This is a genomic window from Nocardia sp. NPDC056064 (assembly GCF_042266925.1).
Lineage (GTDB): Bacteria > Actinomycetota > Actinomycetes > Mycobacteriales > Mycobacteriaceae > Nocardia.
The window spans coordinates 1038011-1061210 of record NZ_JBHJWO010000001.1 but is presented as its reverse complement, the minus strand read 5'-3'; the positions used below and the strand labels follow the sequence as shown (position 1 = coordinate 1061210).

The 23200-nt window shown below is 69.4% G+C and carries 26 protein-coding genes; 17 read left to right on the top strand and 9 right to left on the bottom strand.

Annotated features, from left to right (window positions below):
- Positions 1–122: 122 nt before the first annotated feature.
- The 5 genes from ACFC06_RS04920 (at position 123) to thpD (ending at position 4020) form a co-directional block, all read left to right on the top strand.
- Entirely contained in the window at positions 123–836 is a 714-nt protein-coding gene (locus tag ACFC06_RS04920; RefSeq protein WP_375927961.1) for a response regulator transcription factor, read from the top strand.
- A gap of 68 nt (positions 837–904) precedes the next feature.
- A complete protein-coding gene (gene ectA, locus ACFC06_RS04915) occupies positions 905–1456 on the top strand; it encodes a diaminobutyrate acetyltransferase (RefSeq protein WP_375927959.1) in 552 nt (183 codons plus the stop codon).
- Positions 1453–2724, top strand: coding sequence for a diaminobutyrate--2-oxoglutarate transaminase (gene ectB / locus ACFC06_RS04910; protein WP_375927957.1), 1272 nt, complete (start codon positions 1453–1455; stop codon positions 2722–2724). Before ectA ends, ectB begins: the two co-directional genes overlap by 4 nt.
- Positions 2721–3122, top strand: a complete 402-nt coding sequence (locus ACFC06_RS04905; protein ID WP_375927955.1) for an ectoine synthase — start codon at positions 2721–2723, stop codon at positions 3120–3122. The genes ectB and ACFC06_RS04905 overlap by 4 nt, the downstream gene beginning before the upstream one ends.
- A complete protein-coding gene (gene thpD / locus ACFC06_RS04900) occupies positions 3109–4020 on the top strand; it encodes an ectoine hydroxylase (RefSeq protein ID WP_375927953.1) in 912 nt (303 codons plus the stop codon). Before ACFC06_RS04905 ends, thpD begins: the two co-directional genes overlap by 14 nt.
- Here thpD and ACFC06_RS04895 read toward each other — a convergent pair.
- Together ACFC06_RS04895 and ACFC06_RS04890 are read right to left on the bottom strand one after the other, a co-directional pair.
- Positions 4017–4829, bottom strand: a complete 813-nt coding sequence (locus ACFC06_RS04895) for a type IV pilus biogenesis/stability protein PilW (protein WP_375927951.1) — start codon at positions 4827–4829, stop codon at positions 4017–4019. The genes thpD and ACFC06_RS04895 overlap by 4 nt on opposite strands.
- A 205-nt stretch (positions 4830–5034) precedes the next feature.
- The gene (locus ACFC06_RS04890; protein ID WP_375927949.1) at positions 5035–6054 is read right to left on the bottom strand and encodes a hypothetical protein; all 1020 of its coding nucleotides are present in this window, start codon (positions 6052–6054) and stop codon (positions 5035–5037) included.
- A gap of 58 nt (positions 6055–6112) precedes the next feature.
- Here ACFC06_RS04890 and ACFC06_RS04885 point away from each other — a divergent pair, with 58 nt between their 5' ends.
- The 5 genes from ACFC06_RS04885 to ACFC06_RS04865 all read left to right on the top strand — a co-directional run bounded on the left by ACFC06_RS04885 (position 6113) and on the right by ACFC06_RS04865 (position 11545).
- A complete protein-coding gene (locus ACFC06_RS04885; RefSeq protein WP_375927948.1) occupies positions 6113–6544 on the top strand; it encodes a MarR family winged helix-turn-helix transcriptional regulator in 432 nt (143 codons plus the stop codon).
- A gap of 142 nt (positions 6545–6686) precedes the next feature.
- Positions 6687–7958 carry a glycosyltransferase 87 family protein gene (locus ACFC06_RS04880; protein WP_375927946.1) on the top strand — a complete coding sequence of 424 codons (1272 nt, stop codon included), beginning with the start codon at positions 6687–6689 and terminating at the stop codon, positions 7956–7958.
- 316 nt (positions 7959–8274) lie between these two features.
- Positions 8275–9486: a PP2C family protein-serine/threonine phosphatase gene (locus ACFC06_RS04875; protein ID WP_375927944.1), complete on the top strand. Its 1212-nt coding sequence runs from the start codon at positions 8275–8277 to the stop codon at positions 9484–9486.
- Positions 9486–11087 carry a CHASE3 domain-containing protein gene (locus ACFC06_RS04870; RefSeq protein WP_375927942.1) on the top strand — a complete coding sequence of 534 codons (1602 nt, stop codon included), beginning with the start codon at positions 9486–9488 and terminating at the stop codon, positions 11085–11087. The genes ACFC06_RS04875 and ACFC06_RS04870 overlap by 1 nt, the downstream gene beginning before the upstream one ends.
- Positions 11084–11545, top strand: coding sequence for a response regulator (locus ACFC06_RS04865; protein ID WP_375927940.1), 462 nt, complete (start codon positions 11084–11086; stop codon positions 11543–11545). Before ACFC06_RS04870 ends, ACFC06_RS04865 begins: the two co-directional genes overlap by 4 nt.
- Here ACFC06_RS04865 and ACFC06_RS04860 read toward each other — a convergent pair.
- Positions 11542–11904: an STAS domain-containing protein gene (locus tag ACFC06_RS04860; RefSeq protein ID WP_375927938.1), complete on the bottom strand. Its 363-nt coding sequence runs from the start codon at positions 11902–11904 to the stop codon at positions 11542–11544. The two genes, ACFC06_RS04865 and ACFC06_RS04860, sit on opposite strands and share 4 nt — an antisense overlap.
- Before the next feature lie 245 nt (positions 11905–12149).
- On the opposite strand from ACFC06_RS04860, the gene ACFC06_RS04855 reads away from it, so the two are divergent.
- Entirely contained in the window at positions 12150–12581 is a 432-nt protein-coding gene (locus ACFC06_RS04855) for an ATP-binding protein (RefSeq protein ID WP_375927936.1), read from the top strand.
- Here the strand turns inward: ACFC06_RS04855 and ACFC06_RS04850 are convergent.
- Together ACFC06_RS04850 and ACFC06_RS04845 are read right to left on the bottom strand one after the other, a co-directional pair.
- Positions 12566–13354, bottom strand: a complete 789-nt coding sequence (locus ACFC06_RS04850; protein ID WP_375927934.1) for a SigB/SigF/SigG family RNA polymerase sigma factor — start codon at positions 13352–13354, stop codon at positions 12566–12568. The two genes, ACFC06_RS04855 and ACFC06_RS04850, sit on opposite strands and share 16 nt — an antisense overlap.
- 171 nt (positions 13355–13525) lie before the next feature.
- Complete coding sequence (locus ACFC06_RS04845; RefSeq protein ID WP_375927932.1) at positions 13526–13936, bottom strand: hypothetical protein; 411 nt, start codon at positions 13934–13936, stop codon at positions 13526–13528.
- Positions 13937–14104: 168 nt separating this feature from the next.
- Here ACFC06_RS04845 and ACFC06_RS04840 point away from each other — a divergent pair, with 168 nt between their 5' ends.
- The 6 genes from ACFC06_RS04840 to ACFC06_RS04815 all read left to right on the top strand — a co-directional run bounded on the left by ACFC06_RS04840 (position 14105) and on the right by ACFC06_RS04815 (position 19161).
- A complete protein-coding gene (locus ACFC06_RS04840; protein ID WP_375927930.1) occupies positions 14105–14554 on the top strand; it encodes an ATP-binding protein in 450 nt (149 codons plus the stop codon).
- 167 nt (positions 14555–14721) lie between these two features.
- Entirely contained in the window at positions 14722–15876 is a 1155-nt protein-coding gene (locus ACFC06_RS04835; RefSeq protein ID WP_375927928.1) for a metallophosphoesterase, read from the top strand.
- A 126-nt stretch (positions 15877–16002) separates the two neighbouring features.
- The gene (locus tag ACFC06_RS04830; protein WP_375927926.1) at positions 16003–16299 is read left to right on the top strand and encodes a hypothetical protein; all 297 of its coding nucleotides are present in this window, start codon (positions 16003–16005) and stop codon (positions 16297–16299) included.
- 38 nt (positions 16300–16337) lie between these two features.
- Entirely contained in the window at positions 16338–17264 is a 927-nt protein-coding gene (locus ACFC06_RS04825) for a LysR family transcriptional regulator (protein ID WP_375927924.1), read from the top strand.
- A gap of 105 nt (positions 17265–17369) precedes the next feature.
- Positions 17370–18065, top strand: coding sequence for a type 1 glutamine amidotransferase domain-containing protein (locus ACFC06_RS04820; RefSeq protein WP_375927922.1), 696 nt, complete (start codon positions 17370–17372; stop codon positions 18063–18065).
- Positions 18066–18237: 172 nt separating this feature from the next.
- Positions 18238–19161, top strand: coding sequence for a LysR family transcriptional regulator (locus ACFC06_RS04815; RefSeq protein ID WP_375927920.1), 924 nt, complete (start codon positions 18238–18240; stop codon positions 19159–19161).
- Between the two features lie 34 nt (positions 19162–19195).
- On the opposite strand, the gene ACFC06_RS04810 is transcribed toward ACFC06_RS04815, so the two are convergent.
- The 4 genes from ACFC06_RS04810 to ACFC06_RS04795 are packed head-to-tail and all read right to left on the bottom strand — an operon-like array spanning position 19196 to position 23174.
- Entirely contained in the window at positions 19196–20008 is an 813-nt protein-coding gene (locus tag ACFC06_RS04810; RefSeq protein ID WP_375927918.1) for a carbohydrate ABC transporter permease, read from the bottom strand.
- Positions 19998–20951 (bottom strand): carbohydrate ABC transporter permease, encoded by a 954-nt coding sequence (locus ACFC06_RS04805; RefSeq protein ID WP_375927916.1) that lies wholly within the window; start codon positions 20949–20951, stop codon positions 19998–20000. The genes ACFC06_RS04810 and ACFC06_RS04805 overlap by 11 nt, the downstream gene beginning before the upstream one ends.
- A gap of 1 nt (position 20952) precedes the next feature.
- Entirely contained in the window at positions 20953–21810 is an 858-nt protein-coding gene (locus ACFC06_RS04800; protein WP_375927914.1) for a metallophosphoesterase, read from the bottom strand.
- A complete protein-coding gene (locus tag ACFC06_RS04795) occupies positions 21807–23174 on the bottom strand; it encodes an ABC transporter substrate-binding protein (protein ID WP_375927912.1) in 1368 nt (455 codons plus the stop codon). Before ACFC06_RS04795 ends, ACFC06_RS04800 begins: the two co-directional genes overlap by 4 nt.
- Positions 23175–23200 lie beyond the last annotated feature (26 nt).

Below are 23200 nucleotides of genomic sequence, written 5' to 3'. Positions count from 1 at the left end.
GGATCGGGGACGCGAATTCCCTACCGAACCGGCGCACACCCCGGCGTGTCAGCAAAGGATGTGCACATGAGCGAGCGAACTGAGCGATCGATGGTCGCGCCGCGCGAGAGCGGGGTGCGGGCATGAGCGCGAACCTGATGATCGTGGACGACGACGTCCAGATGCGCGGGAGCCTACGCCGCGCGATGGAAGACGAGGGCTATGCCGTCGCCGAGGCCGGCATCCCGGCCGACGCCCTCGACCGGCTCCGCAACGACGGGCCGCCGGACCTGATGATCGTGGACCTGATGCGCGGCGAGACCGACGGCTTCGACTGCATCCGGGAGATCCGGCGCGACCACGACGTGCCGATCATCGTGATCAGCACCCGCTACGACACCCACGACGTCGTGGCGGCCCTGGAAGCGGGTGCCGACGACTTCGTCAGCAAGCCGTTCGAGATCAAGGAGATCACCGCCCGGATGCGCGCGTTGCGGCGCCGGGCCAGGATCACCGCCGATCGCGACGCGACGCCCGAGGCCGTGCTCGACGCCGACCCGGCCGCCCCGCTGGTGCTCGCCACCGACGCGGGCGCGGTCCGCCGCGGCGACGAGGAGATCCACCTCACGGTCACCGAATTCCGGTTGCTGTGCGAATTGGCCGAGACCCCGGGGCGTGTGCTCAGCCGATCCGTACTGCTCGAAAGAGTCTGGGATCAAGGATTCTTCGGCGACGAACGCATCGTCGATGTCCACGTGCGCCGACTGCGCACCAAAATCGAACGCGATCCCTCGGATCCGCGCATCGTCGTCACCGTGCGTGGCCTGGGCTATCGCCTCGACGTGCAGTCGCAGTAAACGATTCGTCATACAACCGCAAAGAGCTCGACACAAAGACCGCAAAGTCGAATGGACATGTTAGATATATGCCAACGTCCACCATGTCCCTCGAGCCCACGGCCAACCCGGCGGAGCGCGGTTCGGAAACGATATTGCGCACGCCGCGGCTGGGTGACGGAGCCCAGTTGTGGCGGATCGCCCGCGATTCACAGGTGCTCGACGTCAATTCCAGCTACGCCTATCTCCTGTGGTGTCGCGATTTCTCGGCCAGCTCCCTGATCGCCGAAATCGACGGTCACGCCGCCGGATTCGTCATCGGCTACGTGCGGCCCGAATCCCCGGACACCCTGTTCGTCTGGCAGATCGCGGTCGACGCGGAATTCCGTGGACGCGGCCTGGCCGCGAGAATCCTGCACGCATTGCTCGATTCGGTGGCCGATGCCGGAATCACCACGCTGGAAACCACGATCTCACCCGGAAACACCGCCTCACAGGCGTTGTTCTCCGCGGTGGCCCGGGAGCGCGGCGCGCAATTGCGCGTCGACTCCCTGTTCGAAGAGAACGATTTTCCCGATTCACACGAGGCCGAACAGCTGTATGTCATCTCACCTGTTCAGCGCCAGGAGGAACGACGATGATCACGACCACCGACACCAGCATTTTCGAGGCCATGGAATCGAATGTGCGCGGATACTGCCGTGACTGGCCGTCCGTCTTCACCTCCGCCCAGGGCGCCTGGCTGCGCGACGAGCAGGGGCGCGAATACCTCGATTTCTTCGCCGGCGCGGGCGCGCTGAACTACGGGCACAACAACCCGATTCTCAAGCGCGCGTTGATCGACTACATCGCCAAAGACGGCATCACCCACGGCCTGGACATGTCGACCGTGGCCAAACGGGAGCTGCTCGAGACCATCCGCGACACCCTGCTCTCGCCGCGCGGTCTCGACTACAAGGTGCAGTTCCCCGGCCCGACCGGCGCGAACGCCGTGGAGGCCGCGCTCAAGCTGGCCCGCAAGGTCACCGGCCGCAAGACCGTGCTCAGCTTCACCAATGCCTTCCACGGCATGACCCTGGGCGCGCTGTCGGTCACCGGTAACGCCGCCAAGCGTGCCGGGGCCGGGGTGCCGCTCGAGCACGCCACCCCGATGCCCTACGACGGCTACTTCGACAACACCATCGAGGACTTCGGCTGGATGCAGCGCGTCCTCGACGACAGCTCCTCGGGTTTCGACCGCCCCGCCGCGGTGATCGTGGAGACCGTGCAGGGTGAGGGTGGCGTCAACCTGGCCCGTGCCGAATGGCTGCGTCACCTGGCCGGGCTGTGCGCCGCGCGCGACATCCTGCTCATCGTCGACGACGTGCAGATGGGCTGCGGCCGCACCGGTCCGTTCTTCTCCTTCGAGATCGCCGGCATCACCCCCGACATCGTGACGCTGTCCAAGTCGATCGGCGGCTACGGCCTGCCGATGGCGCTGGTGCTGCTCAAGCCCGAGCACGACCAGTGGGCCCCGGGCGAGCACAACGGCACCTTCCGCGGCAACAACCCGGCCTTCGTCACCGCCACCGCCGCGCTGCGCGAGTACTGGTCCGACGACAAGCTGGCCCAGCAGACCGCCGCCAACGGCGACTACGTGGCGCGCACCTTGTCGGCGGTCGCCGACCGGCACGAGGGCGTGTCCACCCGTGGCCGCGGCATGGTGCACGGCATCGTCTTCGACGACCCGTCGCAGGCGGCCAAGGTGTGCCGCACCGCCTTCGAGCAGGGCCTGCTGGTGGAGACCTCGGGTTCGATGGACGAGGTGGTGAAGCTGCTGCCCCCGCTGACGCTGCGCAGCGACGAACTCGACAAGGGGTTGTCCGTGCTGACCTCCTCGATCGACACCGTGTGTGGGGGTGCCGCATGATCGTGCGCACCACTGCCGATATCACCGGCACCGAACGCGATGTGGCAGGTCCCGGCTGGCGCAGCAAGCGCATCGTGCTGGCCGGTGACCGGGTCGGTTTCTCCTTCCACGAGACCACCATCGAGGAAGGCACCGTCCACGAGTTCCACTACCAGAACCATGTGGAGGCCGTCTGGCTGGTCGAGGGCGAGGGAAGTCTGCTCGATCTCGACAACCAGCAGGTCTACCAGCTGGGCCCCGGCTCGATGTACCTGCTCGACGGCAACGAACGTCATCAGGTCACCGCCCGCACCCGCCTGCGGATGCTGTGTGTGTTCAATCCGCCGGTCACCGGCCGCGAGGTACACGATGAGAACGGGGTGTATCCGCTGATCGTCGAGGAGGATGCCCGTGTCTGACCGGCTCGACCGTTACCCCACCCGGTTGGCCGAGCCCGCCCCCCATGTCGAGCGCACCGATCTGACGGTGTGGGGGCGGGTCACCTCGCCGGAGCTGGCCGGCTTCGACGCGAACGGTTTCGCGACGATCCCCGCGCTGCTCAGTCCGGAAGAGGTGGCCGCCTTCGGCGCCGAGATCGGCCATCTCGCGGCCGATCCGCTGCTCTACGGCGACGAGCGGGTGATCACCGAATCCGGCAGCGGACAGGTGCGTTCGGTGTTCCAGGTGCATCAGCTCAGCAAGCCCATCGCCGGGCTGCTGGCCGAATCACGGGTCGTCGGCCTGGCCGAGGAGATCCTGGGTTCGGCGGTGTACCTGCACCAGAGCCGGGTGAACTACATGCCCGGCTTCGGGGGCAACGGTTTCGGCTGGCATTCCGATTTCGAGACCTGGCACGCCGAGGACGGGATGCCCGCGCCGCGGGCGGTGAGTCTGTCGATCGCGTTGACCGACAACTACCCGTTCAACGGCAGCCTGATGGTCATGCCCGGTTCGCACCGCACCTTCGTGCCGTGCCTGGGTGAGACACCCGACGGGCACTACCGGGAGTCGTTGAAGCAGCAGCGGATCGGCGTGCCGACCACCGACGACATCACCTTCCTGGCCGCCCGCTACGGCATCACGCAGTTCACCGGCAAGGCCGGGTCGGCGCTGCTGTTCGATTCGAATGTGATGCACGGGTCGTCGAACAACATCACGCCCTATCCGCGGTCGAACATCTTCCTGGTGTTCAACAGTGTCGAGAACGCGCTGGAGGAGCCGTTCGCGGCGCCGCAGCCGCGTCCCCGGCACATCGCGGCCCGGGATTTCACGCCGGTGCGTGAGTACGCGCCGGGGCTGGCGGGGCAGGTGCGCTAGAGGATCCGGGGTAGCCCGGACAGCTCGGACAGGGAGGCCGTGGCCCGCGGATCGTCGGGGGCCGCGGCCTTCCACCATCGTTCGGCGGCGGCGCGGTCGCCCGCGCGCAGGGCCAGCACGCCGAGATCGTAGGCGGCGGCGCTGTGCCCGGCCCTGGCGGCCTGGGTCCACAGCAGGCGGGCCGAGTCGTGTTCGCCGCGGTCGTGCATGGCGGTGCCGAGATCGTGCAGCGCCCGCCCGAAACCGGGCTGATCCGGCGGGGGCGGGGGAGCGGTCGAGATCGGCGGCGGCTGCTCGAGCGTGGGCGGGTCGGCCGCGGCGACCGTGGTGAGTTCCACGACGAGTTCGTTGAAATCCGGCGTGCCCGGCCCGGTGCTGCACCACAGCGTGGACCCGCCGTCGGGCAGCAGGTCGACGACCATGCCGTAGTTGCCGGTCCAGGACTGCTGCCCGCCCTCGCCCGCCACCCATACCGGGGTGAGGGTGAACAGCGCGTCGGGGGCGTCGGCGGTCACCTCGATGTCCACGCCCTCGGTGAGCGCGTCGGCCCAGATGTCCACGCCCGCCAGGGATTTCCCGTTGTGCCGCACATGCCCGTCCTGCACGCTCAGGCCCAGCCCGAGCCCGGAGACCTCCGCGGGCGGCATCACCGACAGCGCCCGCAGCCGCACCGCCGTGGTTCCGGACGGCAGCGCCTCGGCGTACATCGGATACACCGCCGCGCCACACCAGTCGATCGGGTCGGCGCCGGTGTAGCGCTGTTCGAGTGGCAGTGGATCGAGCGGATGTCGCGCGCCGGGATCATTCATCGGTGCAGCCCACCCTTTCCGCCTGACGAACCCCCTCGCGGCACCGGTCCGGTCCGCGGTTGCGCGCTATACCGTACCCGGGTCCGCGCGGCACCGCGAGTGATTCGCGACAACGTCGTGGCGGCCCGCTGACCTGCTGTGGGTGCCGGATCCGGCGCGTGGCAGCGGGATTCGCCAGGACGTAGCCGGACCGATCGGGCCGGGGTCAGACCGCGACCGACTCGCCGATCTCCTCCTCGACCGCGGCGGGCGCGACCGGCCTCGGCGCCACCCGCGCCTCGTGCCGCCCCGCGATCAGCACCAGCGCCACGCCGACGGCCAGCCAGCCGAACAGCCCGAGCAGCCGCGCGCCGTAGCCCGCGCCGCCGTCGAAGTAGAGCAGATTGCGCAGCCCCTCCACGAAACCGGCGCCGTTCCAGAACGAGTGCAGCGCACCGAAGAAGCCGTTCTGCAGTTGCGGCCCGTACACCCCGCCGGAGGTGGTGAAGTTCAGCATCACGAACAGCGTGATGAGCGCGAGTGTGGTCCAGCGCTTCAGGAAGGTGTGCAGCCCGATGCCGATCAGGATGATCCCGCTGGTGTAGAGCCAGGCGAAGCCGAACACCGCCGCGTACCCGTGGTCGATCACGTCGAAGACCCCCGCGGCCACCACGACCCCGATCAGGCTGACCACCAGCGCCGTCACCACGCCCACCGCGGCGCGCACCCGCATCCGCAGCGTCGCGCCCGCCGCGCCGATCACCGCGACACTGCCGTAGGCGCCCACACTCAACGCGACCAGCAGGAAGAACAGCCCCTGCCCCGACGGGTCGCCGTCGGCCTTGGCCGTCACGTCGGTGACCACCAGCGGCACGCCCTGATGATCGGAGACCTGCCGGAAGGCGAGCTCGGCGGCCATCGCGGTGGTGTCCGAGCCCGCCGTGGCAACCAGCAGCTCCGGCCGGGTCGCGTCGGGGATATAGGCGCCGATGAGTTCGCGCTCGTGCAGCTTGTCGATCGCCGCCGCCTTGTCGGGCACCGTGACGACATCGAGCCCGGCCCCGCCCCTGTCCTTCATCGTCTGCGCCAGCACCATCGCCTGCGGCGAGTCACCGACGACGGCCAGTTCCAGATGGTTCGGCGTGGGCTGGTGGAAGGCGCCGAGATAGGCGAAGGCCATCCCGAGGCACATCAGCAGCGGCGTCAGCAGGTGCCCGGCCAGATGCCGGAACTGGGTGCGAGTCATCGACGAGGTTCTCCAAACAGTTGGTAAATGCAACTATAGATTGTTGTAGGATACAACTATGAGTGCGCGAGACACAAGGGCCGCCGATGTGGACACCATCCAGCGAGAGCTCACCGCCTTCGCCCGCCGCGCCCGCGGCCGTGCCGCCGAACTGCACCCCGAGCTGAGCCTGGTGGCCTACAGCATCCTCGACCTCGTCCTCGAGCGCGGCGGCTGCCAGGCCACCGACCTCGCCGAACAGTTCCTGCTCGACAAGTCGACCGTCAGCAGGCAGGTGAGCGCCCTGGAGAAGCAGGGCTACCTCGCGCGCGAGGTCGACCCCGGCAACCGGCGCAACCATCTGCTGCGCGCCACCGAGGCGGGTCGCGCGGTGGCCGTCGCCGCCGAACGCCGTCGCCGCGAGGCCTTCACCGACCGATTCGCCGAGTGGACCGACGCCGATGTCGCCGCGCTGGCCGCCGCGCTGGTCCGCTACAACCGCGGCGACTGAGCGGCATCGCGCGAATCCGGCGGTCGACCCGGTGATCCCCGCCGTGACGAGGTGATTCGGCATCCGCGTGGCTATCGCGCCCGTCACCGTCGGCCCCGGTCGGTTCCGCGACCAGGCACGCGAGTCGGTATAGTCGCCGCGGATGAGTAGTGACACCACCCACCCCGCGCAGCAGCGAACCCCACGCCCGATCAACCGAGCATGGTGGCTGGTGCCGGTGCTGCTCACGATCGCCTCGGTGATCTACATCGAGCTCCCCGGCTGGCCGTTCAAGGGCTATTCGGGCGGCTTCATCGATCTCCAGGTCTACCGCCTCGGCATCGAGGCGATGCGCGACGGTGCCGACATGTACGGCCAGCTGCCCAAGACCACCGCGGGCATCGGACTGCCGTTCATCTACCCCCCGTTCGCGGCCATCGCCCTGGCCCCGTTCGCGCTGCTGCCATGGGGCGCGGCCAAGATCCTCTACGTGCTGGCCTCGATCGCCGCCGTGGCCTGGACGCTCTACCTGGTCGCGCGCCGCTACCAGCCCGCCAGCTTGCAGGCCGCGCTGTTCGTCACCGCGTGCGCGCTGCCGGTAGCGATGGTGCTGGAACCGGTGCGCTCGACCATCGACTTCGGCCAGGTGAACCTGCTGCTGATGGTCCTGGTCGCCACCGACTGCCTGCTCCCGAAGACCCGCTACCCGCGCGGCATGCTGATCGGCCTCGCCGCCGCCATCAAGCTCACCCCGGCCGCGTTCGTCCTCTACTTCCTCGTCCGCAAGGACTACAAGGCCGCCGCCACCGCCGCGGCCACCGGCGCGATCGCCACCATCGCCGCGTTCGCGCTGCTGCCCACCGAGTCCACCCGCTACTGGTTCGGCGGCCTGGGCAATGTCTCCGGGCTCAGCGGCTCGGCCTTCCACACCAACCAGTCCATCCAGGCCGTGCTGGCCCGCCTGCAGATCACCGGCCTGCCCTTCGACGCCCTGTGGCTGTTCTTCGGCGCCCTGCTGCTGGCCCTGGTCGTGCTGGCCATGCGCAAGGCCGCCGACGCTCCCGCCATCGCCCTGTCGCTCAACGCGGTGTTCACGCTGCTGCTCTCGCCGATCTCCTGGTCGCACCACTGGGTCTGGATCGCCCCCGCGCTGCTGGCCATGGTCTGCCAGGCCCGCACCCTGCCCGCCGCGGCCGCCCGTGGCTGGTACGCCACCTCGGCCGTGGTCGCCTTCGTCTTCGTCGTCGGCCCGCACAGCCTGCTGCCCGACGGCGAACACCGCGAGACCGCCTGGGACTGGTGGCAGCACCTCGTCGGCGACACCTACGTCTGGCTAGCCGTCGCCCTGGTCGTGCTGTTCCTCGTCACCGGCCGCCGCCCGGCCGGCACCCCGGACACACCCACCCCCGTAGAGGAACCCGCCCGCGCGCGCTGACCCCCGAGCGCACCCGGGAACTCGCGCGCCGGGAGGACTTCCAGCCCGGTCATTCTCGCCACCACCTGAACCGCGCCGTCGAATGCCGCTCGCCCGGCGGGTGATTCGGCCGGGTGCCTACGTGTGGCGACACCGTGGTGGTGGCAGTCGCGGGCGGCGGGACGGGCGCGGTGACGGCCCGTGTGATCGGATACCATGCTCACACCCTCTCGGTCCAGCAACCGGCCGGCAGAGTCAGTGTCGCGCTGTGGCGCTAGTGATCGGAGACTGTCGTGCACACCGTGGGATTCGTGCTGTCCGAATCAGGTGGGAGGCGGTGAAAGCGGATCTCTTCCCCGACGAGACCGCCCCCGGATCACGCCGCAGGCTCCACATCCTGCTGGTCGAGGACGACCCCGGCGACGCCGTCCTGGTCGAGGAGATGGTCGCCGACCTGACCCCGCGCCTGCGGCTGGACTGCGTGCGCACGCTGGCCGAGGCCGGTGAACGGTTGCGCACCGAGGTTCCCGACTGCGTGCTGCTCGATCTGCACCTGCCCGACGCCAGCGGCCTCGAGGCGCTGGCCCGGATCCGCGCGGACAACGACCAGGTCGCCGTCGTGGTGATGACCGGCCTGGACCAGGAGCACACCGGCCTGGCCGCGCTGGCCTCCGGCGCGCAGGACTACCTGGTCAAGGGCCGGGTGGAAGCGGAACTGTTCGGGCGCGCGGTGCGCTACGCCATCCAGCGCAAGCAGGCCGAACGCACCAGCGCCGCCCTGCAGGCCAGCCAGATGCGCGCCCAGGAGAACGCCCGCCTCGAACGCGGACTGCTGCCGACACCCCTGCTGGGTGCCGACCACGCGGTCGAGGTCGTCTCCCGCTATCGCCCCGGCCGCGACCACTCCCTGCTCGGCGGCGACTTCTACGACGTGGTGCAGGCCCCGGACGGCCTGGTCCACGCGATCATCGGTGACGTCTCCGGCCACGGCCCCGACGCCGCGGCGACCGGGGTCGCGCTGCGACTGGCCTGGCGCACACTGGTGCTCAGCGGCGTCACCGGAGCCAGACAGCTGGACCTGCTGGAGGAGGTCCTGGTCGCCGAACGCGCCGACGAACAGACCTTCGCCACCGCCACCAGCCTGCTGCTGGACCCGGCCGCCGCCAAGGTCCTGGTCCGCCGTGCGGGCCACCCGGGCATGATGCGCCACAGTGCGCGGGAGGTGGGCTGGATCGAGGTCCCCGGCGGGCCCGCCCTCGGTTTCGTGCCCGGTCACGCGCAGTGGCCCGCGCACGAGGTGAGCCTCGACGCCGACGCCGGGCTGATGCTGTTCACCGACGGCCTGTTCGAGGGCCGCATCGGTGACGGCAGCGAACGGCTCGGCGAAGCCGGACTGCTCGACGCGGCCCGCACGCTGCGGGCCGGGCAACCGGAGAGCTTCGTCGACGCGGTGATCGCGCGGGTGGCGGAATTGTCCGCCGCGGCAGGCGGTCTGGACGACGACGTGGCCGTGCTCTACATGCGATGGCGCCAGACGGGAAGACAGTGATGACACGCACGAAGAAAGACGGTTCCTCCCGGCTGGTCGGCCGGATGACGGCGCAGGGCTGGTTCCAGCTGGTGTTCGCGCTGATGATCTTCGCCGTGATCGTGGGTGCCGCGGCGGGCGCGCAGGTCATCGCGCACACCAGCCGGGTCACCGATCGGCTGCTCGCGCAGACCATGCCTGCCGCCACCGAGGCGTCCCGGCTGGAGAACGCGCTGGTGAACCAGGAGACCGGTATCCGCGGCTACGCCAGCACCGGTGACCCGCAGTTCCTCGAGCCCTACACCACGGGCAGACAGGACCAGGCCCGTGCCGCCGTTCGCCTGCGCGAACTGCTCGCCGACTACCCCGAGCTGCTCGCCGACCTCACCGCCGTGGAACTCGCCGCCCAGCAGTGGCGCGGCGAATACGCCGAACCGGTCGCCACCACCGCACTCGCCGACACGGCCGTGCGCACCGACCCCGCGGTCGCGGTGCGCGGCAAGACCCTCTTCGACACCCTGCGCGACCGTCTCGCCGCGCAGGACACCGATCTCACCGCCGCTGTCGACCGGGCCAACGCCCAGCTGGAATCGGCGCGCACCACACGCAATCTCGTGCTGTCGGGCATCGTGGCCGCCTTCCTGCTGACCGGGGTGCTGCTCACCGTCCTGGTACGGCGGCTGGTCGTCGCGCCGTTGCGCTACCTCACCGACTCCTCCCAGCGGGTGGCCGCCGGCGAATTCGACGCCCACATCACCGCGGTCGGGCCGTCCGACATCGCCCAGGTGTGCGAGGCGGTGGAGTACATGCGCCACCAGATCGTCGCCGAGCTCGCGTCCACCCGGGTCCAGGAGGCGGCGTTGCAGCAGCAGGCCGAGGAACTGCGCCGCTCCAACGCCGAGCTCGAGCAGTTCGCCTACGTCGCCTCCCACGACCTGCAGGAGCCGCTGCGCAAGGTCGCCTCGTTCTGTCAGCTGCTCGACAAACGCTACGGCGACAAGCTCGACGAGCGCGGCAAGCAGTACATCGATTTCGCGGTCGACGGCGCCAAACGCATGCAGATCCTCATCAACGACCTGCTCACCTTCTCCCGGGTGGGCCGCATGTCCGACGGCACCGAACCGGTCGAGCTCGACCGGACCCTCGACGACGCGCTCTCGGCGCTGTCGGCGAGCATCGAGGAATCCGGGGCGAAGATCGACCGGCCCGAATCGCTGCCCCGGCTCGTCGGCGAACCGACCCTGCTGACCATGCTGTGGCAGAACCTCATCGGCAACGCGATCAAGTTCCGCAGCCCCGACCTGGCACCGGTGATCACTGTCTCCGCGGCGCCCGCTGCCGAGGACGACCAGCAGTGGGAGTTCTCGGTGTCGGACAACGGCATCGGTATCGCCCCCGAGTTCGCGGAGAAGGTCTTCGTGATCTTCCAGCGCCTGCATTCCCGGGATGCCTACGGGGGCACCGGAATCGGCCTGGCCGTCTGCAAGAAGATCATCGAATTCCACGGCGGCCGGATCTGGATCGACACCGACCACCGCGACGGCACCCGCCTGTGCTTCACTCTCCGGGCCGACGCGCCCGCCCTGCCCACCCGCACCGCCCAGAAAGAGGCCATCGCATGACCGACCCCGGCCAGCCGATCGACATCCTGCTCGTCGAGGACGATCCCGGCGACGAACTGATGACCCGGGAAGCCTTCGAGGACAACAAGATCGGCAACACCCTGCACGTGGTGCGCGACGGGGAGGAGGCGCTGGAGTTCCTCTACCGCACCGGCGCCCACGCCGACGCGCCGCGGCCGGACCTGATCCTGCTGGACCTGAACCTGCCGAAATACGACGGCAGGCAGGTGCTGGAGAAGATCAAGGCCGACCCGGAGCTGACCCACATCCCCGTGGTGGTGCTCACCACCTCGGCGGCCGAGGAGGACATCCTGCGCAGCTACAAGCTGCACGCCAACGCCTACGTCACCAAGCCGGTGGATCTCGACCAGTTCATCGCCGCGATCCGCCAGATCGACGAGTTCTTCGTCCAGGTCGTGCGCCTGCCCCGGGTGCAGGCGCCGCGACCCAGGAACTAGCTCGCGGAGGTGCGCGCCTCGGCGGCGATCGCGTCGTCGAGGGTGTCGTAGACGGCGAGCAGCTTGTCCAGCCCGGTCAGCTCGATCGGCCGGGCGACCTCGCGCGAGGCCACCACGCGCAGCTGCTGGGGCGCGCCCTTGGACACGATCAGCAGGGCGCTGAGCCCGGCCGAGCCGAGGAAACCGACCTGGGTCATGTCGACCACGAGCGTCTTGCCGCCCTCACGTGCCTTCTCCAGTGCGGCCTGCAGCTGCGGCGCCGAGGCCATGTCCACTTCACCGCGCACGGTGAGGATCTCGAATCCGTCCTGTGCGCGTACCTGGACGTCGAGGTCACTGAACCTGTCTTCAACGGTCACCGGAGGTCTCCCTGATCAGCTTCGCCGGTTCGGCGGACTCTGCGAGCGATTCTCGCCTAGGGAACCTACCCTATCCGGTTGGCCCGCAATCCCGGCCGTGACCGGCACGGTACCCTCGGCCTGCGGAGGGAGCGAGCGGCCCGTCGGGACCGGCCCTGCGTGGAAAACGGTGGTGCGGGTACCGCCGGAACGTGAGAGTGGTTCGGGTTGCGCCCCGGACCAGGTCGATGGGAAGGGAGGCTGCGATGGCGACGGCCACGTGTCGACCGGAGAGCACCCCGGAATCGTTCCAGGTGGATTTTCCCGCCGAGGCCGCGCGACTCGCGCAGGTGCGGCACGCGTTGCAGCAGTGGCTGGCGCAGGCGCCGATCAGCCCCGTGCTGGCCTACGACGTCGTGCTGGCGGCGGGGGAGGCCTGCACCAACGCGATCGAGCACGGCCACCACGGCGACGGCGAGACCGTGCGGCTGTCCGCCGTGCTGACCGGGTCGCACGTGCGCGTGGTGGTGGCCGACCGGGGCCGGTGGATGACACCGAACCCGGCCGCCGATTCCTCGCGCGGCCGGGGCCTGGCCATGATGCGTGCCCTGAGCAGTAAGTTCGTGGTGCAGCCGTCGGCCACCGGCACCGTGGTGGACATGCTGATCCCCCGGGAGGGGAATCAGGCCACCCGCTGATCGCCGGTCTCGGCGGCGCCGTCCTGCAGGCGGCGCAGCACCCGGGTGAGCTTGCGCGAGATGCTCATCTGCGAGACGCCCAGACGCTCGGCGATGTCGGACTGGGTGAGCGAGTCGTAGTACCGCCACACCAGCAGCTGGCGGTCGTCCTCGGACAGGGTCTTGAGCAGCGGGGCGACGCTGAGCGAGCGTTCGGCCAGCTCGAAGGACGGGTCCACCGCGCCGAAGGTGTCGGCGATGCTCATGCCCTGGCCGCTCTCGGAGTCCTGCACGCGCACGTCGAGGCTGCGGGTGTGGTGGGCCTCGGCGGCGGCCATCGCGCGCGTGATGTCGGTGACGTCCACACCCAGCTCGTCGGCCAGCTCGTAGGCGGTGGGGGAGCGGTCGAGTTCGCGGGTGAGTTTCTCGGTGGTCGGCCGGATCTGGGCGTGCAGCTCCTTGTCGCGGCGCGGCACGTGCAGCGCCCAGGTGCGGTCACGGAAGTGCCTGCGCACCTCACCCATCACCGTCGGCACCGCGTAGCCGAGGAACGGCGAGCCCTGCGTGACGTCGTAGCGATCGATCGCCACCACCAGGCCGACGCGCGCGGTCTGCAGCAGATCCTCGAAGGTCTCGCCGCGGCCGGTGAACCGGCGGGCGATGTTCTCGGCCAGGGGCAGGCAGGTCTCGATGATCCGGTCCCGCAGCTCGGCGTGCTCGGCCGAGCCGGGGTCGGTCGCCGACCACTGCACGAACAGCGGTTCCGGGCGGTCGTAGGTCACGGTGGGGTTCATCTGATCAGCTCCTGGCCTTCGACTGGTCTGTCGGGTGACTGCAGGATTGCCCTTTGCGCGCCGATCAAACGCACGGATTCGACGAACAGTGCCCGCCGCGGCGACTCCGGAAGCGAAATGTGCTCGAACTCATCGGATGTCGCCGGCGACGGGCACGCCGGTTCGCGGGTCTCAGATCCCGGCCAGTCCCGAGGCCAGATCGGGGATGCCGAGGGCGTGTGTGACCTGGTCACGCACGTCGGGGCAGTGCTCGGCGGCCGCCGCGTCGACGACCTGGCGATGCCGGGCGACCGAGATGTTGACCGCCCCGTTGCGCAGCGCCCAGTTATGCACCACCCCGTTGTATGTCGCCTTGGCCACCGTGGTGTTCTGCTGGTCCCAGTCGCCCACATCGGCACGCAGCATGTCGCACAGCTCCGTCGCCGCGGCCGCGCCGATCATCGGCTCCTCGGCGGGTCCCGGATCCTGGCCCGGCCCTTGCGGTTCGGTGCTGGTCGCGCACGAGAGCAGGCCCACCGCCGCGAGGGCGGCGAGTGTCACGAGACGGGCGGCGGTGGAGCGGGAACGGCGCTGGCGTGTCATGGATTTCCTCCGATCGACACTGGACGACTGGTCTGCTGGGCGTATTCCCGGGATGTGGGTGAGCAATCAACGCGCCCCGGCGCCCGGTACCGTTGCCGGACGGTTCGGAGACCCGTCGGTCGGGTATCCGGGCAGCGGTAGCGTCGAGAACACGAGGGGAAATCCACCATGGCGAATCCGTCCGACAGATCCATGGCGGCCCGGCAGATCCGCAACACCGCACTCGGGTTGACGGTGCGGGCCGAGATCAGCCAGCTGCTGATGTTGCGCACGGTCGCGGAGGCGGCCGCCATGGTCGCCGGGTTCGTGATGGACGAGGTCACCGATCTGCGGGTGGCGCTGGACGAGATCGCCACCCGCCTGATGGTGCACGCGGTCCCCGAGACCGAGATCCGCTGCGAGTTCACCGCCGACACCGCGGGCATGCGCGTGCGCGTCGAGGGGATGTCCACCGTGCCCGACCCGATCGACCAGTCCGACATCGGCTGGCAGGTCCTGGTGGCGAGCACCGACCACATCGAAATCGGCTGCGGCGATTTCGACCCCGAATTCGAGGGCTACCCCATCACCGTCTTCTTCACCCGCGCCCGTCTCCCGACGAAACCTCCCCGCGCCTGAGCCTCACCCGGCCGGGCAGTCGATGTCCTCGGTGGGCAGCGTGCCCCGCACGAGACAGTCCCCGATCCGACTCCGGTACCTCCGGCACACGACCTCGGGAACAGACGCGAAGATGAGCGCATGCGTCACACCTCTCGAACCGCCGTCTCCCCGGAAGGCCCGCGCCCGTGCTGCGTCTCGTGATCGCGGCAGCGATCCTCGCCCTGCTCCACCTGCTGTTGCACCGCAGACTCGTGCGCGCCCCCGGGCTGACCGGCCGCTGGGCCCAGGCGGCCACGGGCACGCTCGTGGCCGGGTGGGTGCTCGCCGTCGCCGGAACCCTTGTCGGCGCGGAGATCTCGCCACATCCCTGGCGGCCGCTGGGCTTCCTCGGATTGACCTGGCTCGCCGCGGTGTTCTACCTGCTCCTCGGTCTCGCTGTTCTCGGCATCGCGCTCCTGGCCCTCCGTCTGATCGCCCGATTCCGGGGCGCGCCGAGCGACCACGCCCGCCGCCGGTTCCTCCGGGCGGCCACGGCCGTGGTGGTGGCCGGGTCGGTCGGCCTCACCGCCTACGGACTCGTCGAGGCCGCGTCACCGCGCGTCGTGCACGAGACAGTCGCCCTGCCCCGCCTGCCCGAACAGTTCCGTGGCCTGCGGGTCGCGGTGGTCAGCGACCTGCACCTGGGCCCCGCTCGCGGCGCCGGGTTCACCCGCCGGATCGTCGACCTGGTCAACCGTGAACAGCCCGACCTGATCGCCGTCGTCGGCGACCTCGCCGACGGCACCGTCTCCCGCGTCGGCGACGACCTGGCACCCCTGGCCGACCTGCGCGCACCGCTGGGCGTCTACGCCGTCTCCGGCAACCACGAACAGATCTCCGACGATGTCGGCGACTGGATGCGGCACTGGACATCGCTGGGCCTCACCGTGGTCAACAACGCCCGCGTCGAGGTCGAACGGCAGGGCGCGCTCATCGACCTGGCAGGCGTCTACGACTACAGCAACAAGGCGCCCTACCGCCCCGATCTCGACGCGGCACTCGCCGGACGCGCACCGGACCGCTTCGTCCTGCTGCTGGCCCATCAGCCCAACCACATCGCCACCGCCGCCGCGGCCGGCGTCGACCTGCAGGTGTCCGGCCACACCCACGGCGGCCAGCTGTGGCCGCTGCGCACCATCGTCGAATGGGTCCACGACACCGAGGTCACCGGCCTGGACACCGTCGACGACACCACCCTGTTCACCACCTACGGCGCCGGTGCGTGGGGCCCGCCGGTCCGGGTGGGCGCCCCACCGGAGGTCCCCATCCTGACCTTGGTTCCCGCTCCGGCCACACCCTGAGCGGGCCCCGACGGCGTGTCGCCCTGATTACCGCCGCCGACAGCGGTTATGTCCCTTGTGTCGGGCCCTCGCGGCACACGATCGACAACAGGGACGAGAACCAGCATGTATGTGCGAAAAGCAGTCGTGACGACGGGAATGATCCTGGCTGTACTCGGGGCCTCCACGGGCTGTGGCGAGGTCGAGAAGGCGGTCAACAAAGGCGGCGACACCCCGTGCAGTGAGTACACCGCCCAGGACGGGGACAAGAAGAACACGACGGTCACGAAGTTCCTCGAGGAGAAGCGCGACGACAACGCGGCGCCGGACCAGAACACCGTCGACCTGGCCGTCGCCGCGATCGACCTCATGTGCGGTGCCCAGGCCAACCCGGACACCCCCATCCGGGAAGCCGACCTGAGCGGCGTACTGGTCCCCAAGTAGGCAGGCCCCACCCATCGGGATTTCTCTACGATCGACCGGTGACCGATCACTCCGCTGATACCCAGTTCGACCTCACCCGGTTACGGACCTTCCTGGCGGTCTACCGGGCGGGTTCGATCACCGCGGGCGCGCGCCGGGTCGGGTACTCCCAACCGGCGGTCACCCAGCAATTGCAGGCACTCGAGCGGCACCTGGGCAGGCCGCTGTTCGAGCGCCTGCCCCGCGGTGTCGCTCCCACCGCCGCGGCCCACGACCTGGCCGCGCGGGTATCCGGCGCCCTCGACACCCTGACGGCCGTGTTCACCGCCGAGCACCCGGACGCCCCACCCGTCCCGGAACCACCGGTCCTGCTGGGCGGCCCCGCGGACTTCCTCGCGATCGTCGGCATGCCCGCCCTGGCGCCTCTGATCGCCGAAGGTATCCGGCTGCACGTGCGCACCGGCCTGACCGACGACCTGCTGGCCGACCTGCGCGCGGGCACCCTCGACCTGGTCGTCGCGACCCAGCGCCCCCGCGGCCGGACCCTCATCGCCGACGCCCTCTGCGACGAGACCTTCGCCCTGGTCGCGGCGCCCCAGCTCGCGGCGCGCATCGACCCCGACCAGCTCGCCCGCCACGACCCCACCGCACTCGCGGGCCTGCCACTGCTCAGCTACGCCGCCGACCTGCCGATCCTGCGCCGCTACTGGCGCCACGTCTTCGGCACCCGCCTCGACGCCGAAGCCGCCCTCGTCGTCGACGATCTGCGCGCGGTCCTCACGGCGGTATGCGCCGGCGCGGGGATCAGCGTCCTGCCCCGCTACCTGTACGGAGCCGAACACGCTGCGGGCCGCGTCGTCGAACTGCTCGACCCGGCGGATCCGCCGATCAACACTGCCTTCCTGGCCCGCCGTCACGGCGCCACCACCCGGCGAAATGTCGACAAGGTGGCCCGGCACCTGCTCGCCGAGGCCCGGCGCCGGTGAACCGGACCCATCGAAATTCTGATAGCAGACATCGGAAATGCTATTGGTGAACGCCGGCACGGCAGGTCTAGGTTCGACATCGAAAGCCAACCCGAAAGGCGGACCATGTCCAAGATCCTGTTCGTGATGACCGGCGTCGACTACTGGACCCTGGCGGACGGAACCCGCCATCCCACCGGATACTGGGCCGAGGAATTCGTCGTCCCCTTCGAGATCTTCGAGCAGCACGGCCACGACATCGTCGTCGCCACCCCCGGCGGCGTCGTCCCCACCGTGGACCGCTCCAGCCTGGCGCCCGAAGCCGACGGCGGCCGGGAAACCGCCGACCACCGAGCCGAAATCATCTCCACCAGCACGGAATTGAACAACCCCGTCGAACTGGAAGGCGCCCAGCTCGCCGACTACGACGCCGTCTTCTACCCCGGCGGCCACGGCCCGATGCAAGACCTCGCGACCGACCCCACCTCCGGCGCACTCCTCATCGCGACCCTGGACGCCGGCAAGCCCCTCGGCGTCGTCTGCCACGCCCCCGCAGCCCTCCTGGCCGCGACCCGCCCCGACGGCGCCAACGCCTTCACCGGCTACCGCCTCACCGGATTCACCAACGCGGAAGAAACCCAGGCCGGCTTCGCCGACCGAGCCCCCTGGCTCCTCCAGGACCGCCTCACCGCCGCCGGCGCCGACTTCACCGAAGCCGCCCCCTGGACCCCACACGTGGTCACCGACCGCACCCTCGTCACCGGCCAGAACCCCGCCTCATCCGCAGGCGTCGCCGAAAAACTCCTCACCCTGCTGCCCTGACGTATCCACACGAGGCCCTGCTGGACCGGCTTCCGGTCAGCCGAACGCCACTACGAGAACGGGATGCTGTTCCCGGGTCGGTTCATCCACCGGCAACGCGCGCGGCGGCTCGTATTCATCACCGGTTATCCGATCTCGCTAGCGTGGTGGTATTCGGAAGGAGCCCGGCGTCATGGAATTCCGACATCTCGTTTCGTTCATCACCATCGCCGAAGAATTGCATTTCGGTCGTGCGGCGCAGCGTCTTCATCTGACCCAACCGAGTCTCAGCGCCCAGCTGCAGAAGCTGGAGAAGTCACTCGGTGTCCGACTGGTCGCCCGTAACTCCCACGAGGTGCGGCTGACCCCGGCGGGCCGGGAGTTCGAACTCCAGGCCCGCCGGATCATCGCCCAGCTGGACCGTGCGGCCCAGGCCGCCAAGGCGACCGCCGAGGGGCGTGCCGGCAATCTCAACATCGGCTACAACCTGCCCGCCAGCAGGCACGTGCTCCCCGAGGCGCTCACCCGGATGACCGAACGGCATCCCGACATCGCGGTGTCGCTCTGGGAGAAGCGCACCGGACCCCAGCTGGCCGCGCTGGCCGACGGCTCGCTCGACCTGGCCCTGGTCTACGGCCACCCGAGCACCGCCGATTTCCGGTATCGCAGGCTGCTGCATCGGGTGCCACTGGTCGCCGTCGTGGGCCGTCGGCATCGCTGGGCCGACCGCCCCGGTGTCCCGTTCGCGGAGTTACACAGCCAGGACTGTGTGCTGTTCGCGCGCGAACAATGTCCGGCGATGTACGACACGATCCTGCGGGCGGCGGCCGAGACCGGGATCTCGCTCAATGTCACGCATTCGGCCGACGATCCCGGCGCCACGGCGCACATGGTGTCTGTCCGGCCGCTGGTCGGCTTCGCGTCGCTGCCGCGTGCGATGTCGATGGGAATGGGTGTGCCGGGCAGTGGTTCGGTGGCGGTGAAGTTGGTCGACCCGGTGCCGACCCTGGATGTGTACGCCGTGTGGCGGGCCGATCAACAGAATCCGGCCGTGTCGCTGTTCCTGGAATGCCTCGACTCGGCACAGGTCGATGATGTCCGCGCCTTGTCGGCCTGAACCCGTCGATCCCGGCTGATCGCGCCCTGCCACCTCACTTCAGTCCCGAGCGGACGAAGGCGTCGACGATGTGGCGCTGCAACACCAGATACAGCAGCAGCACCGGCAGGCAGGCCAGACTGGCCAGCGCCATCATCGGACCCCACTGATCGCCCTCGGTGCCCATGAAGCTGCGCAGACCGAGCTGGAGGACGTCGTTGGACTGACGCAGTACCACGGCGGGCCAGAAGTATTCGTTCCAGGCGTTGATGAACAGCAGGATGCCCAGCGCCGCGAGGGCGGGCCGCAGATTGGGCACCACCACCGTCCACAGGATCGCCCACGACGAGCGGCCGTCGATCTCGGCGGCCGCCACGAGCTCCTTGGGGAAGGCGTTCATGTGCTGGCGCAGCAGCAGCACGCCCAGCGCCGAGCACAAGGTGGGAAGCACACAGCCGATCAATGTGTTGATCAGCCCCATCCGGTTGAGCAGGATGTAGTTGGGCAGCATGGTGACCTGGAACGGCACCAGCCAGACCCCGACGAACGCCAGGTACATCAGCCGCTGCAACGGGAAGGTGTACATGGCGAACGCGTAGGAGGCCAGCAGCGCGATCAGCAGCTGCCCGGCCGCCGACAGGATCGCCACCACGAAGGTGTTGACGATCAGCCCGGCCACGTCGACCTTCTGCGCCGCGTCCACATAGTTGGCCACCGACAGCGGCCACGGCAGCGGCGAGAGCGAGGTGACGTCCTCGGGCCGCCGCAGTGCGGTCGCGAACAGCCAGTAGATCGGGAATACGCACACCAGCGCCGTCCCGGCGAGCAGCAGATGGCTGCCCGCCAGGCGGAGTCGGTCAATCATCATGAACAGCAACCTTTTCCGAGATCCAGACCAGGACGGCGGCCAGCAGGCCGAAGCCGGCGAACAACAGCACACCCGCCGCGGCGCTCAGGCCGGCGTCGAAGCTGTGGAACGCGTAGTCCCAGAGCAGGTAGTAGATGTTGGTGGTGGCCTGCGACGGCCCGCCCTGGGTCATCGAGTCGATGAGCGGGAAGGACAGGGTGGGGCTGAGCAGCACGGTGGTGAGCACCAGGAACAGCAGCGTGGGCGAGAGCAGCGGCAGGGTGATCCAGCGCCGGATCTGCCCCGGTGTCGCGCCGTCGACCCGCGCGGCCTCGCTGTAATCGCCGCTGATCCCGGCCGATCCGGCCCACACCACCAGCACCGCGAACCCGAGCAGTTGCCAGCCGGTGATCACGATGATCACCGGCTGCGCCGTGTCCGCGTCGTAGACCCAGTTGCGGCCCGAACCGAGCAGCTGGTCGGCGAAGCCGGAACCGGGATGCAGCAGCCAGCGCCACACCGCCGCCGCCGCGACCGGCGCGACGAGGAACGGCGCGAACACCAGCGCCTGATAGAACGTGCGGGCCCGGCCCCGCACCCGCCTGCTCGCCAGCGCGATCAGCACCGGCAGTACCACCGTGAACGGCAGCAGGCCCAGGATCAGCGTGGCGGTCCGCCACAGCGAACCCCAGAACGCCGGAAGGTTCAGCAGCCGTTCGTAATTGGCCGTGCCGACCGGTTTCATCGGCGCGGTCGGCAGCAGGTTCCACGAATAGGTGGACAGTTGCACCGCCTGCACCAGCGGTTGGTAGGTCCACACCACCAGCAGGATCAGTGCGGGCGCCAGATACAGGTAGGGCGCGATCAGGCGGGTCGCGCGGCGCCGGGTGACCCGGCGCGGACCCGGCGCGGGGGCGACGTCCGCCGCCCGCGCCGGGTCCTGCCTGTCGTCGACGACGAACATCTCACCGCGTCCGCGCGGCGATCGCCGCGAGCTGATCGAGCACCTCGGACTCCGGCCGGTCGTAGACCGGAGTCGCCGGGGTCGCCTCGATGGCGGTGGCCAGCATGGTCGAGCCGACCAGATCGATCCGGCTGTACCCGAATCCGGTGAAACCGCGGTGCCTTCCAGCCGGGGCGAGGGGATCGATCCGGTACGACAGCGCGGGCCCGATCCACACCGGGATACCGGCGACCGCCGCCGCGGCAGTCAGATGGTTGTGCCCGCAGAGGATCATCCGCACGTCACTGCCCGTGAGCACCGCGGCCAGCCGGTCGGCGTCGGTGAGCTTGAGGAAGTCGACCGTGGCGATCGGCGACGGCACCGGCGGATGGTGCAGCACCAGCACCGTGCCGCGCGGGGCAGGCGTGCGCAACCGCGCCGACAGCCAGGCCAGCTGGTCGACCTCGAGCCTGCCTTCGTGCCGCAGCGGCGTGGTGCTGTCCAGCGCGATGATCCGCACACCAGCCACCTCGACGACGCGGTCGTGCGGCAGCGCGGTGTCCACCGAGCCGGGTTCCAGCCCGAGCAACTCCTCGCCGAACGCGGCGCGCTCGTCGTGATTGCCCATCACGTAGACGATCTCGGCGCCGATCTCGGCCGCGACCGCCTCGACGGCCGCCCGTAGCCGCCGGTACGCCTCCGGTGACCCGTTGTCGGACAGGTCACCCGAGAGCACCAGGGCATCCACGTGCTGCCCGGCCTCGCGCAGGTGGGTGAGCACCTGCGTGAGGTTCGCGTCGGTGTCGACGACACCGTGGACGAGCTCACCGGTGGGCCGCAGGTGTGTGTCGGTGAGCTGGACGAGGGTGAACTCGCTCATGAGACCGGCAGGAGTTTGGTGCCCTCTGCCTGCGCAGCGGTCAGCGTGGACTGGGGATCCTTGCCCTGGAACACCACGGCTTCGACGGCGTCCATCATGCCGTCGCGCATCTGGAGGTAGTTGTTGCCGGGCATGGAGACCCAGGGCTCCATGTCGGCGAGCTGGGCGACGTTCGGCTTCAGCAGCGGGTTCTTCGCGGCCCAGTCCTTCAGGCCGTCGGCCTGGTCGAGCAGGCCGGTGCGCAGCGGCAGGTAGCCGATGTTCTGCGCGATCTTCACATAGGACTCCTCGCTGGTGAGGAACTTGATCAGCTCCCAGGAGGCGCGCTGCTCGGCCGGATCGTTGGACAGGATGTGCAGGCCCGCACCGGAGTTGGTGGGCACGGTCGGCTTGCCCGCGAAGGCGGGCATCGGCGCCGACTGCAGGTTCCACTTGTCCTTGGCGCCGGTGACGAAGGTGCCCTGGATGGCGCTGGTCTCGAGGATCATGCCGATCTCGCCGCGCGCGAACGCCTCGTAGCCCTGCTTCTGATTGAGCTTGGGCATGCTGCCGGAGTTCACCAGATCCTGCGCCATCGCGGTCACCTCGACGGCGGGGGCCTCGGCGTAGGTGAGGGTGCGCCGGTCCTGGGAGATGACCCGGCCGCCGTTGGAACGCACCAGCGACTGAAAGCACCAGTCCTTGGCGGTCTTGGTCAGGCAGTCGATGTACACCCCGCCCTTGCCGGTGCGGTCGGTGATCTGCTTCGCCGCGGTCGCGACCTCGTCCCAGGTGGCGGGCGGGTCGGCGGGATCGAGCCCGGCCTCGGTGAACAGCGACGCGTTCAGGTACAGCACTGGGGTCGAGAACACGAACGGCACACCGTAGGTGTGGCCGTCCCAGTCGTCGAGGACCCGGGCGCGTGGGGCGTAGGCGTGCTTGCCGTCGAAGTTGCGGGTCACCTCCTGCTCGCCGAACAGGATGTCGAGTGGCTTCGCCTGCAGCTGGTGCACGGTGAAGTCCAGATCGGAGAAGCCGAGCTGGGCGACGTCGGGCGGGGTGCCCGCGACCATCTGGTTCTGGATGCTCGAGATGGTGTCGGTGGCCGGGTTCGGGCTGTTGCCCTGCGGCTTCTGCGCGGTGACCTCGATATTGGGGTACTTCTCGCCGAAGTCGGCGATCAGCGCGTCGAACGTGTCGGTCCAGGCGCCCGCCATGCCGTAGTTGTAGGACTCGAACACGATCGAGACCTGCTGATCGGGTGACAGCTCGGGAATCTGCGCGGTGGTCGTGGTGTCCTCGGACACGGTGCCGCTCAACCCGCAGCCGCTGAGCGCGACGGCGGTAGTGAACACCAAGCCCAGCACGGGCAGGGTGCGCTTCATGGTGGTTCTCCTCATCGACGGGTCGT

Excerpts from the sequence above, each read along its gene's own strand:
- ACFC06_RS04920 (WP_375927961.1), top strand. The coding sequence starts at position 123 with ATGAGCGCGAACCTGATGATCGTGGACGACGACGTCCAGATGCGCGGG.
- ectA (WP_375927959.1), top strand. The coding sequence starts at position 905 with ATGCCAACGTCCACCATGTCCCTCGAGCCCACGGCCAACCCGGCGGAG.
- ectB (WP_375927957.1), top strand. The coding sequence starts at position 1,453 with ATGATCACGACCACCGACACCAGCATTTTCGAGGCCATGGAATCGAAT.
- ACFC06_RS04905 (WP_375927955.1), top strand. The coding sequence starts at position 2,721 with ATGATCGTGCGCACCACTGCCGATATCACCGGCACCGAACGCGATGTG.
- thpD (WP_375927953.1), top strand. The coding sequence starts at position 3,109 with ATGCCCGTGTCTGACCGGCTCGACCGTTACCCCACCCGGTTGGCCGAG.
- ACFC06_RS04895 (WP_375927951.1), bottom strand. The coding sequence starts at position 4,829 with ATGAATGATCCCGGCGCGCGACATCCGCTCGATCCACTGCCACTCGAA.
- ACFC06_RS04890 (WP_375927949.1), bottom strand. The coding sequence starts at position 6,054 with ATGACTCGCACCCAGTTCCGGCATCTGGCCGGGCACCTGCTGACGCCG.
- ACFC06_RS04885 (WP_375927948.1), top strand. The coding sequence starts at position 6,113 with ATGAGTGCGCGAGACACAAGGGCCGCCGATGTGGACACCATCCAGCGA.
- ACFC06_RS04880 (WP_375927946.1), top strand. The coding sequence starts at position 6,687 with ATGAGTAGTGACACCACCCACCCCGCGCAGCAGCGAACCCCACGCCCG.
- ACFC06_RS04870 (WP_375927942.1), top strand. The coding sequence starts at position 9,486 with ATGACACGCACGAAGAAAGACGGTTCCTCCCGGCTGGTCGGCCGGATG.
- ACFC06_RS04865 (WP_375927940.1), top strand. The coding sequence starts at position 11,084 with ATGACCGACCCCGGCCAGCCGATCGACATCCTGCTCGTCGAGGACGAT.
- ACFC06_RS04855 (WP_375927936.1), top strand. The coding sequence starts at position 12,150 with ATGGCGACGGCCACGTGTCGACCGGAGAGCACCCCGGAATCGTTCCAG.
- ACFC06_RS04850 (WP_375927934.1), bottom strand. The coding sequence starts at position 13,354 with ATGAACCCCACCGTGACCTACGACCGCCCGGAACCGCTGTTCGTGCAG.
- ACFC06_RS04845 (WP_375927932.1), bottom strand. The coding sequence starts at position 13,936 with ATGACACGCCAGCGCCGTTCCCGCTCCACCGCCGCCCGTCTCGTGACA.
- ACFC06_RS04840 (WP_375927930.1), top strand. The coding sequence starts at position 14,105 with ATGGCGAATCCGTCCGACAGATCCATGGCGGCCCGGCAGATCCGCAAC.
- ACFC06_RS04820 (WP_375927922.1), top strand. The coding sequence starts at position 17,370 with ATGTCCAAGATCCTGTTCGTGATGACCGGCGTCGACTACTGGACCCTG.
- ACFC06_RS04815 (WP_375927920.1), top strand. The coding sequence starts at position 18,238 with ATGGAATTCCGACATCTCGTTTCGTTCATCACCATCGCCGAAGAATTG.
- ACFC06_RS04810 (WP_375927918.1), bottom strand. The coding sequence starts at position 20,008 with ATGATGATTGACCGACTCCGCCTGGCGGGCAGCCATCTGCTGCTCGCC.
- ACFC06_RS04805 (WP_375927916.1), bottom strand. The coding sequence starts at position 20,951 with ATGTTCGTCGTCGACGACAGGCAGGACCCGGCGCGGGCGGCGGACGTC.
- ACFC06_RS04800 (WP_375927914.1), bottom strand. The coding sequence starts at position 21,810 with ATGAGCGAGTTCACCCTCGTCCAGCTCACCGACACACACCTGCGGCCC.
- ACFC06_RS04795 (WP_375927912.1), bottom strand. The coding sequence starts at position 23,174 with ATGAAGCGCACCCTGCCCGTGCTGGGCTTGGTGTTCACTACCGCCGTC.